This is a genomic window from Nocardia sp. NPDC004151, from assembly GCF_042874235.1.
GTDB lineage: Bacteria > Actinomycetota > Actinomycetes > Mycobacteriales > Mycobacteriaceae > Nocardia.
In genome coordinates this window covers 186,564-202,021 of sequence record NZ_JBIAMR010000013.1, presented here as the reverse complement: position 1 = coordinate 202,021, position 15,458 = coordinate 186,564, and the positions used below count along the sequence as shown (strand labels likewise).

Sequence of the window (15,458 nt, the reverse complement as noted above, 5' to 3'; positions counted from 1 at the left end):
GGATAGGGAATGATCGGCGAGACCTTCGATGACTATCTGGACGAGCACGGCCACATCAAGATCCCTGACAACCAGACCATGGTCGACCTGGTCGACAAACATGCCGCGGCCAACGCGGACGAGCTCGCCTACCGCTATATCGACTATTCACGCGAACGCGACGGCGAGTACCACGACATCACGTGGAACCGCTTCGGCGTCCGGCTGCGCGCGGTAGCCGCCCGGCTGCAACAGGTCACGCAGCCGGGGGACCGCGTCGCCATCCTCGCGCCGCAGGGCCTGGACTACATCGTGGCCATGTACGCCTCGGTGTACGCCGGCAATATCGCGGTGCCGCTGTTCGATCCGGACGAGCAGGGCCACACCGACCGGCTCTACGCCGTGCTCGAGGACTGCAAGCCCACGGCCATCCTGACCGTCGGCTCTGCCGCGGCCGGAGTGCGCGAGATCTTCAAACACCTGCCCGCACCGCAACGTCCGCGCATCATCGCGGTCGAGGCCATCCCGGACGGGGTGGGGGAGAGCTGGGTGCGGCCGCACCTGAAGATGGACGACGTCGCCTACCTGCAGTACACCTCCGGATCGACCCGCATCCCGGCCGGTGTCGAGATCACCCACCGGGCGGTCGGCACCAACCTGCTGCAGATGATCGACGCCATCGGCATCACCGAGAAGGCGCGCGGCGTCACCTGGCTGCCGCTGTTCCACGACATGGGGCTGCTGACCGTCATCCTGCCCACCCTGGGCGGCAAGTACATCACCATCATGTCGCCCAGCGCCTTCGTGCGCCGGCCGCACCGCTGGATCAAGGAGCTGGCCGCCCAGGAGGACGGCGCCGAGATCTTCGCCGCCGCACCCAATTTCGCCTTCGAACACGCGGCGGCGCGCGGATTGCCCAAGCCCGGTGAGGAATTGGACCTGTCCAATGTCATCGGCCTGATCAATGGCAGCGAGCCGGTGTCGGTGACCTCCATGCGGAAGTTCAACGAGGCCTTCGCCCCCTACGGCCTGCCCAAGACCGCCATCAAGCCCTGCTACGGCATGGCCGAGGCCACCCTGTTCGTCTCCGCCACCAAGCGCGAGGACGAGGCCCGCACGGTCTGGGTGGACCGCACCAAGCTCAACGCCGGACGCATGGTCGAGGTCGACGAGCACGCGGACAACGCGGTGTCCCAGGTGTCCTGCGGGTATGTGGCGCTATCGCAGTGGGCGGCCATCGTGGATCCGGAGACGGGCGCGGAGAAGCCTGACGGCGAGGTCGGCGAGATCTGGCTGCACGGCGCCAATATCGGCCGCGGCTACTGGGGCCAACCCCAGGAGAGCGAGGCCACCTTCCACAACCGGATCGTCGCCCGGCAGCCCGAGAGCCACGCCGAAGGCACCGAGCCGGAGGCGAACTGGATGCGCACCGGCGATTTCGGCGCGTACTGCGACGGTGAACTCTTCATCACCGGCCGCCTCAAGGACCTGGTCATCGTGGACGGGCGCAATCACTACCCGCAGGATCTGGAGTACTCCGCCCAGGAATCCAGCACCGCGCTGCGGCCCGGCTTCGTGGCCGCCTTCTCGGTCGCCGGCGACCAGCTGCCCGACCAGGTGGTCACGGTCAATGGCTCGGAACCGGCCACCGGCGCCGAGCAACTGGTCATCGTGGCCGAACGCGGAACCGGCGCGGCCAAACTCGATCCGGAGCCGATCACCGAGACCGTCCGGGCGGCCATCGCCAAGCGGCACGGCGTGACCGTCCGAGACCTGCTGCTGGTGCCCGCGGGGTCCATTCCCCGCACCTCCAGCGGCAAGATCGCGCGCCGCGCGTGCAAGGCGGCCTATCTGGAGGGCACCCTCCGGGGCGGCCATCGCCAGCAGGCCTTCCCCGACCACGTGGACTGACTCCGGCGCGCGTCGCCGAGGGGCGCACCGGTGGTGGTGTGCCCCACGGCGTTTCCGGGGGTGTTCAGGTGTCGAGCCGGACCGCGGTCGTGGGCTCGGCGGGGCGGGCCGCGTGTTCGGCCAGGGCGCGGGCGGCGGTGTTGAGGCGGGCGCGGGCCTCGGCGTCGGCGACGAATCCGTCCGGTCCGACGGCGCTTTGCAGAACCGTGATCCGGCCGCAGGCCGCTTCGACCAGTTCGGCCCCGACATAACCGAGCACCGTGCGCAGCGTCGCCACCGCCGCGTCGCCGCGGCCCTCGTAGGCGACGTTCACGTAGGCGACCGGCTTGTCGCTGAGATCGGCATTGCCGACCGTCCACTCCAGCAGGTTCTTCAGGCTGCCGGGGATCATGCCCGCGTATTCGGGGGTGCAGAACAGCACCGCGTCGACCTCGGCGAGCCGGCGGTGCAGGGCCTCGACCACGGGCGGCTCGGGATCGGCGCCGGGCACGAAGGCGGGCAGGTCGAGCAGGCCCTCGTATCGGTCGGCCACGAAATCGGACCCGGCGTCGGCGGCGACGGTGCGCAGCGCGGCGGTATTGGTCGAGGCCTCACGGGTGCTGCCGGAGACCAGCAGGATGCGCGGAATGGTCACAGCTTCGGCAACCCGCGGCGGGGCCGGAGTATTTCGGGTGATCTGGACGGTTGTCTCGTATGCGCCGTCCCACCGACTGGGAGTTGTTGTGACAAGAGGTGTCGTCATCTCGCATAGTGGGTATGGTTTCGATCAGCCGGACTGTCCGGGACAGCTGATGCCCCTTGGATCCGGTTGTGCGACAACTGCATAACGCGAGTTAGTGCAAGAAGGGCAGGCAACGATGACTGCGAACGCCAACCGCCTCGATGAGGCGGCGGTCGGTGCGTTCGGACCCGGCAGACTGCTGGCCGCCGAACCGATGACGGCGAGAATGCTGCCCGGACTGAAACTGCCCGCGCACGCCTGGCGCATCAGCTACACCTCGACCACCGCCACCGGAGCTCCGACGCAGGTCAGCGGCACCGTCCTGGTTCCGAACACGCCGTGGCGCGGCCCCGGCCCCCGTCCGCTCGTCGGCTACGCGGTCGGCACCCAGGGGCTGGCGAGCACGGTCGCCGCCGCCTCCTGGCAGTTGCGTTTCGGCGTCGAATACGAGTCGGTCTTCCTGCGTGTCGCCCTGAATCGCGGCTGGGCGCTGGCCGTCACCGACTATCCCGGGCTCGGCAATCCCGGTCTGCATCCGTATGTCATGGGCCGTGCCCTCGGCCCCGCCGTGCTGGACAGCATTCGCGCCGCGCGGCACGTGATCGGAGCCGAGCTGGATCCTGACGGTCCGGTCGGCATCTACGGCTACTCCGAGGGCGGCAACGCCGCGGGCTGGGCCCTGCAGTTGGCGCCCACCTACGCCCCCGAGCTGCGGATCGCGGGCGGGGCGGTCGGCTCGGCCCCCGCCGACATGCTCGACATGGTGAAGTTCCTCGACGGCACCCCCGCCGCGTTCCTCCTCTTCTACGGCGTCCTCGGCATCGAGGCCGCCTACCCGGAGCTCAACGTCCTGCGGCACCTCAACACCCAGGGCCGCGCCCTGGCCGCGCTGTTCCGCCGCACCCACATCGCCGCCGCCGGCCTGCTCGGCGTCGGCGCGGGCCTGCTGGTCCCGACCCGCGTCTCCACCTACTGCCACCGCCTGCCCTTCGAGGTGCCCGAGGTGAAGGCCCGGCTGCTGGAGAACCGGCTCGGCGGGATCGCTCCCGCCGCACCGGTTCTGGTCGCGGGCGGCACCGCCGAGCAGGTCATCCCGTATCCGCAGGCCGTGCGACTGGCGGAGGACTGGACGGCCCTGGGCGTGGACATCACCATGCGAACCCTGAAGGGCCGTGAGCACATCGGCGGCGCGATGGCCTTCGCCGGACCGGCCATGCGCTTCCTGTCCGAGCGGCTCGTCGAAGACGCCGCCGCTCCCGCTCTGCAACGCGGCGCGTAATCCTCGACACGCGAAGGGCCGGGATCCGATTCGGATCCCGGCCCTTCGTCATATCCGGTCTCAGCCGGCGACACCCCAGTGCAGGACGCGCGAGGTGAACAGCACCAGCCCCAGCGACACCACCGCGACCGTCACCAGCCCGACCACCGCGACCACGAGCGGCCGCCAGCCGGTCCGGGCCAGCTCACGAATATTGGTGTTCAACCCGACGCCCGCGAAGGTCAGCAGGAACGCCCACCGGGACACATTGGCCAGGTTGGTCGTCTGCTGCTTGGACAGCCAGTGAAAGGTGGCCACCGCCGACACCGCCAAGAAGCCCAGCACGAACTTCGGGAACTTGGACCACACGAACGCCGCCTTGGCCCGCACACCCGGCGCGATCGCATCGGCCTCACCCCGCGCGGCCCAATACGCCGCGAACCCCAGCACGACGAACCCGATCAGCGCATTTCGCGTCGACTTCACCAGCACCGCGACCTTGCCCGCCTCATCGGAGAACAGATACCCGGTAGCCGTGGTCTCGGCCGTATTGTCCACCGCCAGACCGGCCCACAACCCGAACTCGTGATCGCTGAGCCCGATCGCGTGCCCGAGCGGCGGCAACGCGAACAGCGCCACCGCGCCGAGCGCCAGGATCGCCGCGATGGCATAACTGACCTCGGAGTTCCGCGCCCGAATCGCACCCTTCCCCGCGATGATCGCCGACACCCCGCAAATCGAGGTGCCGATGGCCAATAGCGACCCGAGCTTCCCGGACAGCCCCAGCCACCGCGCCACGGCGAGAATGATCGCCCCCGACACCGTCATATCGATCAGGATCTGCAGAAAACTGGTCCCACCCAGCTTCGCCACATCCCCGAGCACGAACCGCGACCCCAACGCCACGATCCCGATCTTGAGCCAGAACTCGTACGTCCCCACCCCGGGCCGGAAGATCGGATGCAGCCCAACGGTATTGGTGATGACCAGCCCGATCAGAATGGCCCACAGCACGTACTCGATATCGGGAACAGTCCAATGCTGATGCTTGGCGGCACTGTTCCACCAGATCTGCGCGTACTTCCCGAGCACGCCGACCGCGACGAGCAACAGCACGCCGGGAACGTAACCGAGCAGTCGTGCGAGGGTCACCGGCCCCGACGGCTGCTCGAATTCGGTTGCGGCGGCGTCGTTGTCAACGGTCTTCCCGGCGTCGATGGTGGTGTCGCTCATCCCGTCACCACGGAATCTTCGGCAGCACGCCGAGCACAGCGAGCGCGACCACCACGCCCGACACGATCACGGACCACCAGTCGGCCCCGAGCCGCCCGAGGGCATCGAGCCTCGACGACGGGGGAGTGGGACTGTTCACCAGGAACCTCCAGGTCATAACGCGGTACAGCGTCGTGAACTATGAGCCCACCGGAGGTTTTCGGACACCATTGCACTCGCCCTGATTTCAGCCCTCCTGGCTACGCCCGGCATCCGACATATTGTTCTCCGGGTGCCGAGACCCGGGGGTCCTTGGTTTCCCTAGGTTCCCCCGGGTCTCAGCAGTTACTGCCCTCTTTCATGTGGCCGCAGCTGATCCCATGTGTCTATCGAGAGGAGGACTCCAGTGGTCTGCCCAGATCGATCTGACGGGCCGCGTTGGAAACAGCGGTGACCACGCACATACCCACGGGTCCATCCTGGTCATACAGCACCGCGGATCCCGTCGCCACACCATCGGCGCTCAGGTGGTTGTCGGTTTCGATTCCCAAGTCCGTTCCACGCGGCATCCGGGCCAATGTCAGCGTGAGGTCGGCATTGATGAAGCCGACGCCCTCACTACCCCAGTTGGTCACCAGGCTCGCGGCTTCGCCGACGATGGCGGCATGTACGAACGGTGACGGCGTCTCGTCGGCTACGAGGGAGATCACTCGCGACCACATGCGCTTCTTGCTCACGCCCTGGTGCTGTGCCATATCCATGGACCAGCCGTCGGGGTGGATGTCACTGCCGAACAAGGGGACGCCGTGCTGCTCGAGTTGGGCGACAAGGATTTCGGGTGGCGTCGGGGGTGTCGTCGCGCGTTGCCAAATCTCACCCTGAGGCTGGTGCGACCGCTTCAGGAATACCGCACTCGCACGTGCGAACTCGATTCCTCCGCTGGTCAGTAGCGCATCGGCGACAATGATGCGGTTTCCGGCACGCACTTCGGTAGTCGAGACCCGCAGTGGTTCCGCCGGTGCGGGTTTGAACATGTCGATCGTCAATCGGGCGGGTTGAAATCCTTCCGCGCTGTGGTTGACCTCCAGCTCGCGGGCGAGGAGGCCGCAGAGGGCGGGCCCGCTGACCGTTCGCGGGTTCCAAGGACTGGCAGCCAGGGGCGTCGGTGTGAAGTTTCCTTCGCCCGTGTGGTCGAAAAAGGCGGGTCTGTTGATCATGGCTTTCTGCTCTCCTGTGAGGCTGCGGATCAGAAGGTGAGACCGTCGTCGACACCGAGGCGTCGGCGTCCCCATGCGGATACGCTGCGTTCGTACTCGAACATCGCGTGTTGGGCGATAGCGTGCACGTCACGCCAATGCCGCTGGATAACATTGGATTCCGCTAGCGAGGACGCACCTGAGGCCAGGAATACGGACTCCACCGCGTTGACGCACAACCGGACCACGAACGCGAAGTCGCGGCGATTTCGCGAGCGAATCTCGGGAACGTCGACTTGCGTCTTGGCCGCTTCGACCACGGCAGTCGTTGCGCGGTGCAGAATCTCATCGGCCGCGTCGATCTGCGCTTCTGCTTCGCCCAGCTTGAACTGCCGCTGGAACTCGGCGGACGCGGGCATGCCGGTATAGGCATGGTTGCGGCTTCCTGTGCGCTCTATCCATGCGTCAACGGCGCCTCGCGCGATCCCGATGGCGGGGGCCGCCAGGTAGGCAGGCCATGTGGCGTCCAGGGGCGCACTGTAGACGGGGTCCACCCGGTGCCTTCCGCCAGGAGTCGAGCCGTTCTGTTGCGCCGCGAAGCTGAGGATCCGATGCTCTGGCACGAACACGTCCTCGAGTTCCACACTGCAGGTACCGGTTCCGGACAACCCGATGGCCTTCCAGTCGTCGATGATGCGGAACTGGCCTTTGGGTATCAGGAGGGAGAACAGCTCGCGAGGGCCGTCCGGAACGCCCTCCCGTTCGAGGGTCGAGTTCACGATGATCCAGTCGGCGTGATGGACACCCGAGAGGAAAGTCCATCGGCCGGCGCGGATGATCGCACCACCTGGAACGCGCTGTGCCGGTGGACCGCCGACCGCGGAGGTGCATGCGACGGCCTCCGGGTTCGGTCCCCAGACATCGTCTTGCGCGAGTGGGTCGAACAGGGTGAGGTTCCAGTTATGGCTGAGGAAGACACCCATCGTCCAGGCGGAAGAGCCGCAAGCCCTGGCGATTTCGCTGATCACCTCGATGTGAGTAGTGAGTGGCAACTGCGCGCCGCCCCAGCTGCGCGGTTGTGATATTCGCATCAGCCCGGATTCGAGAAACATGGCGAACACCTCATCGGGAAGCCGTCGATGATCGGCGATATCGAATGCTCGACTCGACAGCTTCTCGCGGAGCAGGCGTGCACGATACAGGGCTTCCTCATCCGTGACATCCAATGTGGTGAAAGTCTTCATGGAAGGGCCTTTCTGGTCGATCACGCGACGAGTTGACTGTGGCGGGCGGTGACTCGCTGGATGTAGCGGTGGGCTCCTATCGGATCCAGGATCCAGTCGAGAGCGTCGGCCGGGTCATCCATGCAGTGTGCGAACCGGGCAGCGATCTCGCCGTACTTCGCTGCAGCCAGGTGCAGCTGTGAGGTATGCGGCAGTGCCGGGCCGAGTAGCTGGTTGGTGAAATCGGTTGCAGGGCCGCCGATCTTCCAGAATTCTTCGAATGCTCTGGTCATGAAACGTCGATCGAAGGCGCCGTCGTGCCTGACGATGGCTTGGAGGTACACGTCGGCACATTTGTTCGCATTGTTGGCGCCCTGTGCGGAGAGCGGATCGTTGACAACGATCGCGTCTGCCATGCCCAGCACCTCGGCACCGGATGGCAAGGTCGCAATCGGGTTTCGTACGCGAGGAGTCACGGCGCCCGCCAGTACCGCCTTGTCGTCCACCAGACTGATGCCCGCCGCCCGCCGTGCTTCATGTGGAAGGTGATCCGCCAGGAAAGACACGGCATCGGAGAGCATCTCCCTCGGTGCCTTCCGCTGCGACCAACGATCCATTGGTCCGCCCGGAACAGCCTCGAACAGCATGATGTCGCATTCGCCGTCGATGGTCAGGGCGGGATAGGTGAGGTACTCACCGAATCCGGGGATCAGACTGAATTCGATATGAGAGTCTCCTGATGGGCGTCGAAGTCCGTCGACGTAGAACATTGCGAGCGAGCGTTGCGGCGTCTGGAACGGCGACCGACCGAAATCGGTCTCGAAAAGCTGTGTGATCGCGCCCTTCCCAGCCGCCACGATCACCAGGTCGCTGGACCGCGCGTAGCGTTCCAGCGACTCGATGGTGGCCGTCTCGATCGACAGCTCACCTCCCAGCCGCTCGAACTCCTCCATCCATCGCGGCATCTTCAGCCGCTGGTCCACCGAGCGAGCGGGCCGCTCGAAGGAGGCAGACCAAGCGTTTACAGGTGAATCGGAGAATCCTTCGAGGAAAACCGAGAAACGCATGCCCTCGATCAGGGGGCATTCCCGATCCCAGAAATTGATTCCCAGCGCTCGCTCGAAACCTTGTGCGGTATCGAACATGCACTGGCTCGACATCACGTGACCGGTACCGATCTCGTCCGGAGTTCGGTCGGAGACTATAGTCACGTCGAATCCGAATCTCCGCAGGCCGATACCCAGTGATAATCCCGCTTGACCTGCGCCAACAATCGTGATCTTTCCGCGCATACCGCGTGCCTTGGTCATCCATTTCCCCAATCTGGATTCAGAAATCGTCGCGTTGAACAAGCGACGATCGAGCTGCGGCGAGGTCCCCCAACCAAGGCCCCCCATCCGCCCCCATTGATTCCGTGTCGCTCGAGCACGGAAGTCTTGTCATGCGGAGGGCCGGATTCGTCGACCCTCCTGACCGCTTGGAGCGGTCGTGTTCCGGCGACAGCCTCCTACGGAAGCTGGTCGATCGGCCGGATGATTCCGGGCGCCGATTCCATTGCGGTGCGGGTGTAGCGGTGTCCCCAATAGCTCGGCTTGTTGTATGTGCGTGCGACCCAGCTCAGGTCGTCGACGACGAGGCCGCCGTAGCCGAGTTCGATCTGCAGGCTCGAAGGAGTGCCGATGTATACGGAGGTCATCAGGTCGTTGGTGTGGCGGCCCAGGGTCTGCATGATCTCGGTGTTGTTGCGTCGCAACAGGTCGATGGCTCTTCCGAGGTCGTCCATGCTGCTGTATTCGAGCATCAGGTGGTTGAACCCGACGTGACCGGGCAGCTCGGCCAGCGCGAGAGAGTGATGGCGGCCATTGATGTGGTAGAAGCGGACGTTGAAGTGGTCGTTGATGATTCGATCCGAGAGGCGGAAGCCGAGGATGTCGGCGTAGAAGGCATTCGCCTCGACCAGGCTGGGCACCTGGAACACCACGTGACCCAAACCTTGATCCCCGGTGACGAATCCACCTCGCATCACCCGGCCCGGCTGAAACGAGTTGGGGGTGGCGGTTTTCCCCCAGGTGAGCTCGTGACGCAAACCCCACGGATCGCAGAACCAAGCCAGCTCGGCGACCTCGCGTTCCTTGCACAGGGACTCGTCGCCCCAGTGCACCACGACCCCACGTTCGCCGATCTGGTCCGCATAGGCGCGCAGATCGGTCTCGTTGGCCATGCCCCACCCCGCGTACAAGAACTCGTCGGTCTCGCCCGGGTGCAGGGCGATCCGATAGTTGACATCGTCGATCGCCAGTCGTACGGCGCCGTCCGGCCCCTCGCCGGCGAGCTTGGCGCCCAACAGATTCGGGCCATATTCACGCCACTCGTCGAAGCGTGGCGATGCGAAGCCGACGTACGAAAGTTCTTGAATCACTGACGATTCCCCCTAAGTCAGATGTTCACCGCTGCGCTGCGGCACCGATGCCCCCACATTAAGCATGGGTGCCAATAACTGGCAACCCCAACTATTGGCGGGTGCGTGCAATATAGGATGTCGCACATGACTGAGAGGCTTGCCGACACCACCCGGACGCTCGCGAACAGACCCGGATATCTACTGGTCAGAACGGCTATGCGGGTGCGTCAGCGCTATGTCCATGCGCTGGCGGCGATCGGCCTGTCGCCCAATCAGCATGTGATACTCAGCACGCTGAACGAGCATGGCCCGGGCCCGCAGAAGGAAGTCGCCAAGCAGACTCGTCTCGATCCCGGCGACATCGTCGCCTACCTGGATGCGTTGGAAACCGGCGGGTACATCGAACGGAATCGTGACCCCGCGGATCGGCGGCGGCAGATCGTGTCGTTGACGGCGACCGGTGTGCAGGTACTCGAGACAGCCGACAATGCCCTCGATGCCGTGGAGGTCGAGACATTCAGCAGCCTCGGCCTGGGCGAGAGGGAAGCGTTGAACGCCAGCCTCGAAACGTTGTATCGAAGTCTCGAATGAGAAACGAAGTCGCCTGATTCCAAGCCTTCTGGCCGAAAGTGTGGATTTTGTGGCCGCCGGTCTGTCATGTCGTCATAACCGCTGGTCGTAGCGTCGGGGTATGCGATTCGACTACGACGTCATCGTGATCGGCTCCGGATTCGGGGGCAGTGTGAGTGCGCTGCGGCTGACCGAGAAGGGCTACCGCGTCGGCGTGATGGAGGCCGGGCGGCGGTTCGCCGACGACGAGTTCGCGCGGACCTCGTGGCGGGTGCGGCGCTATCTGTGGGCTCCGGCTCTGGGCTGCTTCGGCATTCAACGCCTGACGCTGCTGAAGGACACCTTCATCATGGCGGGCGCGGGTGTCGGCGGCGGCTCGCTGGTCTACGCCAACACCCTGTACGAGCCGCCGGACAAGTTCTACGCCGACCGCCAGTGGGGCCACATCACCGATTGGAAGGCCGAACTGGCCCCGCACTACGACCAGGCCAAACGGATGCTGGGCGTCACCGAGAACCCCGCGACCACCCCGGCCGATCGCGTACTGCGAGACGTGGCCGAGGAGATGGGTATCGAGGACACCTATCAGCGGACACCGGTCGGCGTCTTCTTCGGTGGTCCGGGCCGGCGCCCCGGCGAGGATGTGCCCGACCCGTTCTTCGGCGGCGCCGGACCCGATCGCCGCACCTGCACCCATTGCGGCGAGTGCATGACCGGCTGCCGCCACAACGCCAAGAACACCCTGGTCAAGAACTACCTGTACCTGGCTGAAAAGGCCGGCGCCACGGTGCATCCGCTGACCACGGTCACCGACGTGCGGCCGCTGTCCGGCGGGGGCTACGCCGTGATGACCACCCGGACCGGCCGCTGGGTGCGCACGCGGCGGCACGAGTTCACCGCCGAGCAGGTCGTCTTCGCGGCCGCTTCGCTCGGCACCCAGAAGTTGCTGCACCGCTTGCGTGACCGCGGTTCGCTGCCGAGCATCTCGGACCGGCTGGGTGAGCTGTCGCGCACGAATTCCGAAGAGCTGCTGGCGGTTCGCAGTCGCGACCGCGCCAGTGACTTCACCAAGGGGGTGGCCATCACGTCATCCATCCACCCCGACCCCGACACCCACGTCGAGCCGGTCCGCTATGGCAAGGGCAGCAATGCCATGTCGCCGATGACCACCGCCATGGTCAGCGGCGACGGCCCCCGCTGGCGTGGCTGGCTGCGCGCCCTCGCCCGCAACCGGCGCGATCTGATCCGCATCCACAACCCCCGCCACTGGTCCGAACAGACCCTGGGCCTGCTGGTCATGCAGTCGGTGGACAACTCCATCACCACCTACACCAAGCGCGGCGTGTTCGGTCGCACCATGACCACCAGACAGGGTGCGGGCCAACCCAATCCGGACTGGATTCCCTCCGGCCACGAGGTGGCCCGCCGCATCGCGGACAAGATCGACGGCGTTCCCACGGCGGCCACCAGCAGCAGCATCTTCAATATCCCCATGACGGGCCACTTCATCGGCGGTTGCGTCATTGGCGACTCCCCGTCCACCGGCGTCGTGGACGCCTACCACCGCCTCTACGGCCACCCGGGCCTGCACGTCGTCGACGGCTCCACCATCTCGGCGAACCTCGGCGTCAACCCCTCGCTCACCATCACCGCCCAGGCCGAACGCGCGATCTCTTTGTGGCCCAACAAGGGTGAGCCCGATCCGCGCCCGGAGCCCGGTGCGGCCTATCGGCGGATCGCGCCGACCGCGCCCCGCGGTCCCGTGGTCCCGCCCACGGCCCCCGCCGCGCTGCGCCTGCCGATCGTGGAGATCACGATTCCCCGGGTCGACGTGCCAGGGGTGTAGCTTCCGGGAAGCGAGAGTTCCGGAAACACGAAGGGCGGGCGCGAAACATGCGCCCGCCCTTCGTATTCGATCAGAGCGCCAGCAGGCGCGCCTTGGCCTCGTCGTACTCGCGGATCAACCGCTCGACCAGGTCGGCGGCCGGGAGGACCGCGTCGACCGCGCCGATGCCCTGGCCCGAGCCCCAGATGTCCTTCCACGGCTTGGCGCCCGGCGTGGTCGAATCCGATTCGCCGGTGCCGAAGTCCATGGCCGACGGGTCGGACTGGCCCAGGTCGTCGGGGTCCATGCCCGCGGCGGTGATGCTGCCGCGCAGGTAGTTGCCGTGGACGCCGGTGAACAGGTTGGAGTAGACGATGTCGCTCGCGGCGGAGTCGACGATCATCTGCTTGTAGCCGGGAACGGCATTGGCCTCGTCGGTGGCGATGAAGGCCGACCCGATGTAGGCCAGGTCCGCGCCCGCGGCCTGCGCGGCCAGGATGGACCGGCCGTGCGCGATGGAACCCGACAGCAGCAGCGGCCCGTCGAACCAGTCCCGGATCTCCTGGACCAGCGCGAACGGCGACTGCGGCCCGGCGTGCCCGCCCGCGCCCGCCGCCACCGCGATCAGGCCGTCCGCGCCGCGCTCGACAGCCTTGTGCGCGAACACATTGTTGATGATGTCGTGCAGCACGATGCCGCCGTAGGAGTGCACGGCCTCGTTCACGTCGGGCCGCGCGCCCAGCGAGGTGATGACGATCGGCACCTTGTGCTCGACCACCGTGGCCAGGTCCTCCTCCAGCCGGTCATTGCTCTTGTGCACGATCAGGTTCACCGCGTACGGCGCGGACGGCCGATCCGGATTGTCGGCGTCGTGCTTGGCGAGTTCCTCGTTGATCCGCACCAGCCACTCCTTGAAGAGCGACTGCGGACGCGCGTTCAGCGACGGGAACGAACCCACGATGCCGGCCTTGGACTGGGCGATCACCAGTTCGGGCCCGGACACGATGAACATGGGAGAGGCGACCGCGGGCAGGCGCAGGCGCTCGGACAGGATGGGCGGCAGGCTCATGAACGAAACAACTCTCGTAGCTCTCAGGGGCTTCGCCTGAAACCCCATGTCAACCCGGCGTATGTTACTAGGCGGTAAGAAAAGTCAAGCGGCGCGGGTTTCGGCCAGCCGGTCGTGGCGGGCGTAGCTGTGGTCGGGCCGGTTCGCGCGCACGATCCGGGCATGCATGCGCTCGGTGATCCGGCGGCCCACGGTCTCGCTGAGCCGGGTCGCGCCCGGAATGATCCGGCGCGGAACCTCCAGCGCCCCATTGAATCCCGCGGTGGCGAAGACGGCCGCCATGAAGAACCGGCTGCGCGGCATCTCCAGGAAGTCGGCATTGGTGCGGCCCACCATGATCCGGCCGTAGGACGCGGCGTAGAGGGTGTAGGCCCGGCTGAACAGCCGGGAGCGCAGGTCGTGGCCGTCGAACCCGTAGATGCTGCCGAGCGCCGAGATGAGCGCCTTGGACAGTGCGCGTGAGTCCTCGTCGGGCAGGAATTCGTAGTCGGCTTGCAGCCACAGCAGCCGCCAGGTGTCGGTTTCGTCGGCGGGCACGACCTCCGGGTCGAGTCCGATGAGATGTCCGACGTAGCGCCACAGGTGGTAGACGGCCGCTTTCTCCTTGCGGGAGAACGTGAGTCCGACGGTATTGCAGCCGGCGATGGTGGCCAGCGAGAACAGCATGAGGGTGCCCGCGGTCAGCGACTGGTTCACCGGCTCGTCCCACTGGTCGTAGTCCCAGTCGGGCCGCTGCTTCATTCCGGCGCGGACCTGCGCGTGCATGATGCGCACCCGCACCGTGTTCTTGAACCCGGGCGCGAACCGCTCGAGCCCGCCGCGCGCGGTGGTGTCCATCCACCAGCCCACGGTCTCGGCCACCCGGCGCGGGGCCATGTTCCGCGCGGACAGGCCGCCGGTGCCGATCAGCACCTTGCCGGCCCGCGAGGCCAGGTAGCCGCCATTGAGCGCGAACATGGACAGGGCCAGATTGGTCGCCCACGGCCCGACCCGGCCGCTGACTCGGGCGGCGAGATCCAGCTTGTCGCGGTCGAGCCAGAACGGCAGCGAATCGAGTTGCGCGAAAAGGGCTTTCAGTTCGGCGGGCGCCTCGGGCACCTGGTCGATGCCGCGTTCCAGGGCTGTCTCGAACATGGCCCGGCCCTGCCCGGTGGGCAGTCGTTTGAACATGGCGACCACGTCGTCGGCCAATGGATCGCCCATGGCGGTGAATTTCCGGTACGCCGCCTGCTGTTCGGGGGTGGGCCGGATATCGCCGGGGCCGAGAACCTTGACCCCGAAGTTGAAGGGGAACTCCCGGAAGATCACCGGATCGGGCAACTCGGAACGCGTCATTGCGTGCCTCCTGGGTGTGCTCAGGTTCTGGTGAAGGATGTCACCAAACATTTGGTGATAGTCTTCACCAAACCTTGGGGGCATGGCAAGAGACAGGGCGAAACCGTGGAAACACCTCGTGGGCGCTACGCCGGGCTCAGCGCGGACGAACGCCGGAACCAGCGCCGCGAACGCCTGCGCGAGGCCGCCCTCGAAGCCATCGCCGAGGAGGGCATCGCCGGTCTGAAGGTGCGCGCCCTGTGCGCCCGCGCCGGTCTCAACGACCGCTACTTCTACGAGACCTACAGCCACGTCGACCGGTTGCTGTACGAACTGGCCGACGAGCAACTGGCCGAGGTCGTCGGCGTGGTCATGACCGCCATCACCACCGCCCCCGCCGACACCCGTGTCCGCCTGCGCGCGGTCGTCGAGGCCGGGATCACCGCCATCGCCGACCATCCGGCTCGCCGGCGGCTCACCATCGACATGCAACTCACCGACGAATTGCGGCACCGCAGAACCGAACTCGTGGGCGTCGTCGCGAACGTCATGCTCGACCAGGGGCGGGAACTGCTCGGCGAGGAGGCCGTCACGGGCCTGCACGCCGAACTCTCCGCCCGCACCGTCGCCCACGGCGGACTGGAGATCCTCACCGAATGGCTGCGCGGCGAACTGGATATCGACCGCGCCCAGCTCGTCGACTTCCTGGTGGCCATGATCCTCACCGCCGCCCAGATCACCACCACCGTGCAACGCGAAATGGCCGCCGGCTGACGGTG

General features: G+C 66.4%; 14 protein-coding genes. 5 read left to right on the top strand and 9 right to left on the bottom strand.

The window, feature by feature from the left end:
• Positions 1-9: 9 nt before the first annotated feature.
• Positions 10-1,890 (top strand): long-chain-fatty-acid--AMP ligase FadD32, encoded by a 1,881-nt coding sequence (fadD32, locus tag ACFYTS_RS26770; protein WP_387308012.1) that lies wholly within the window; start codon positions 10-12, stop codon positions 1,888-1,890.
• A gap of 64 nt (positions 1,891-1,954) precedes the next feature.
• Here fadD32 and ACFYTS_RS26765 read toward each other — a convergent pair whose 3' ends face one another.
• Positions 1,955-2,524: an NADPH-dependent FMN reductase gene (locus ACFYTS_RS26765; protein ID WP_387308010.1), complete on the bottom strand. Its 570-nt coding sequence runs from the start codon at positions 2,522-2,524 to the stop codon at positions 1,955-1,957.
• 223 nt (positions 2,525-2,747) lie between these two features.
• Between ACFYTS_RS26765 and ACFYTS_RS26760 the strand changes: the two genes are divergently transcribed.
• On the top strand, positions 2,748-3,890 hold the full coding sequence (locus tag ACFYTS_RS26760; protein WP_387308008.1) for a lipase family protein: 1,143 nt from the start codon (positions 2,748-2,750) through the stop codon (positions 3,888-3,890).
• Positions 3,891-3,950: 60 nt separating this feature from the next.
• Here ACFYTS_RS26760 and ACFYTS_RS26755 read toward each other — a convergent pair whose 3' ends face one another.
• From ACFYTS_RS26755 to ACFYTS_RS26730, 6 genes are all read right to left on the bottom strand, one after another.
• Positions 3,951-5,021, bottom strand: a complete 1,071-nt coding sequence (locus ACFYTS_RS26755; protein WP_387308067.1) for a YeiH family protein — start codon at positions 5,019-5,021, stop codon at positions 3,951-3,953.
• 85 nt (positions 5,022-5,106) lie between these two features.
• Entirely contained in the window at positions 5,107-5,259 is a 153-nt protein-coding gene (locus ACFYTS_RS26750; protein ID WP_357288622.1) for a hypothetical protein, read from the bottom strand.
• A 208-nt stretch (positions 5,260-5,467) separates the two neighbouring features.
• Positions 5,468-6,298: an acyl-CoA thioesterase domain-containing protein gene (locus tag ACFYTS_RS26745; protein ID WP_387308006.1), complete on the bottom strand. Its 831-nt coding sequence runs from the start codon at positions 6,296-6,298 to the stop codon at positions 5,468-5,470.
• Positions 6,299-6,327: 29 nt separating this feature from the next.
• On the bottom strand, positions 6,328-7,545 hold the full coding sequence (locus tag ACFYTS_RS26740; RefSeq protein ID WP_387308004.1) for an acyl-CoA dehydrogenase family protein: 1,218 nt from the start codon (positions 7,543-7,545) through the stop codon (positions 6,328-6,330).
• The gene (locus ACFYTS_RS26735) at positions 7,542-8,810 is read right to left on the bottom strand and encodes a styrene monooxygenase/indole monooxygenase family protein (protein WP_387308002.1); all 1,269 of its coding nucleotides are present in this window, start codon (positions 8,808-8,810) and stop codon (positions 7,542-7,544) included. The genes ACFYTS_RS26740 and ACFYTS_RS26735 overlap by 4 nt, the downstream gene beginning before the upstream one ends.
• 197 nt (positions 8,811-9,007) lie before the next feature.
• The gene (locus ACFYTS_RS26730) at positions 9,008-9,919 is read right to left on the bottom strand and encodes a VOC family protein (protein WP_387308000.1); all 912 of its coding nucleotides are present in this window, start codon (positions 9,917-9,919) and stop codon (positions 9,008-9,010) included.
• A 126-nt stretch (positions 9,920-10,045) separates the two neighbouring features.
• On the opposite strand from ACFYTS_RS26730, the gene ACFYTS_RS26725 reads away from it, so the two are divergent.
• Both ACFYTS_RS26725 and ACFYTS_RS26720 read left to right on the top strand, forming a co-directional pair.
• Entirely contained in the window at positions 10,046-10,492 is a 447-nt protein-coding gene (locus tag ACFYTS_RS26725) for a MarR family winged helix-turn-helix transcriptional regulator (RefSeq protein WP_387307998.1), read from the top strand.
• 100 nt (positions 10,493-10,592) lie between these two features.
• Positions 10,593-12,317: a GMC family oxidoreductase N-terminal domain-containing protein gene (locus ACFYTS_RS26720; protein WP_387307996.1), complete on the top strand. Its 1,725-nt coding sequence runs from the start codon at positions 10,593-10,595 to the stop codon at positions 12,315-12,317.
• Positions 12,318-12,387: 70 nt separating this feature from the next.
• Here the strand turns inward: ACFYTS_RS26720 and ACFYTS_RS26715 are convergent, their stop codons facing one another.
• The gene (locus tag ACFYTS_RS26715; protein WP_357288616.1) at positions 12,388-13,365 is read right to left on the bottom strand and encodes a nitronate monooxygenase family protein; all 978 of its coding nucleotides are present in this window, start codon (positions 13,363-13,365) and stop codon (positions 12,388-12,390) included.
• Between the two features lie 84 nt (positions 13,366-13,449).
• Positions 13,450-14,700, bottom strand: a complete 1,251-nt coding sequence (locus tag ACFYTS_RS26710; protein WP_387307993.1) for an oxygenase MpaB family protein — start codon at positions 14,698-14,700, stop codon at positions 13,450-13,452.
• Between the two features lie 105 nt (positions 14,701-14,805).
• On the opposite strand from ACFYTS_RS26710, the gene ACFYTS_RS26705 reads away from it, so the two are divergent.
• Positions 14,806-15,453 carry a TetR/AcrR family transcriptional regulator gene (locus ACFYTS_RS26705; protein ID WP_357288610.1) on the top strand — a complete coding sequence of 216 codons (648 nt, stop codon included), beginning with the start codon at positions 14,806-14,808 and terminating at the stop codon, positions 15,451-15,453.
• Positions 15,454-15,458: the final 5 nt, after the last annotated feature.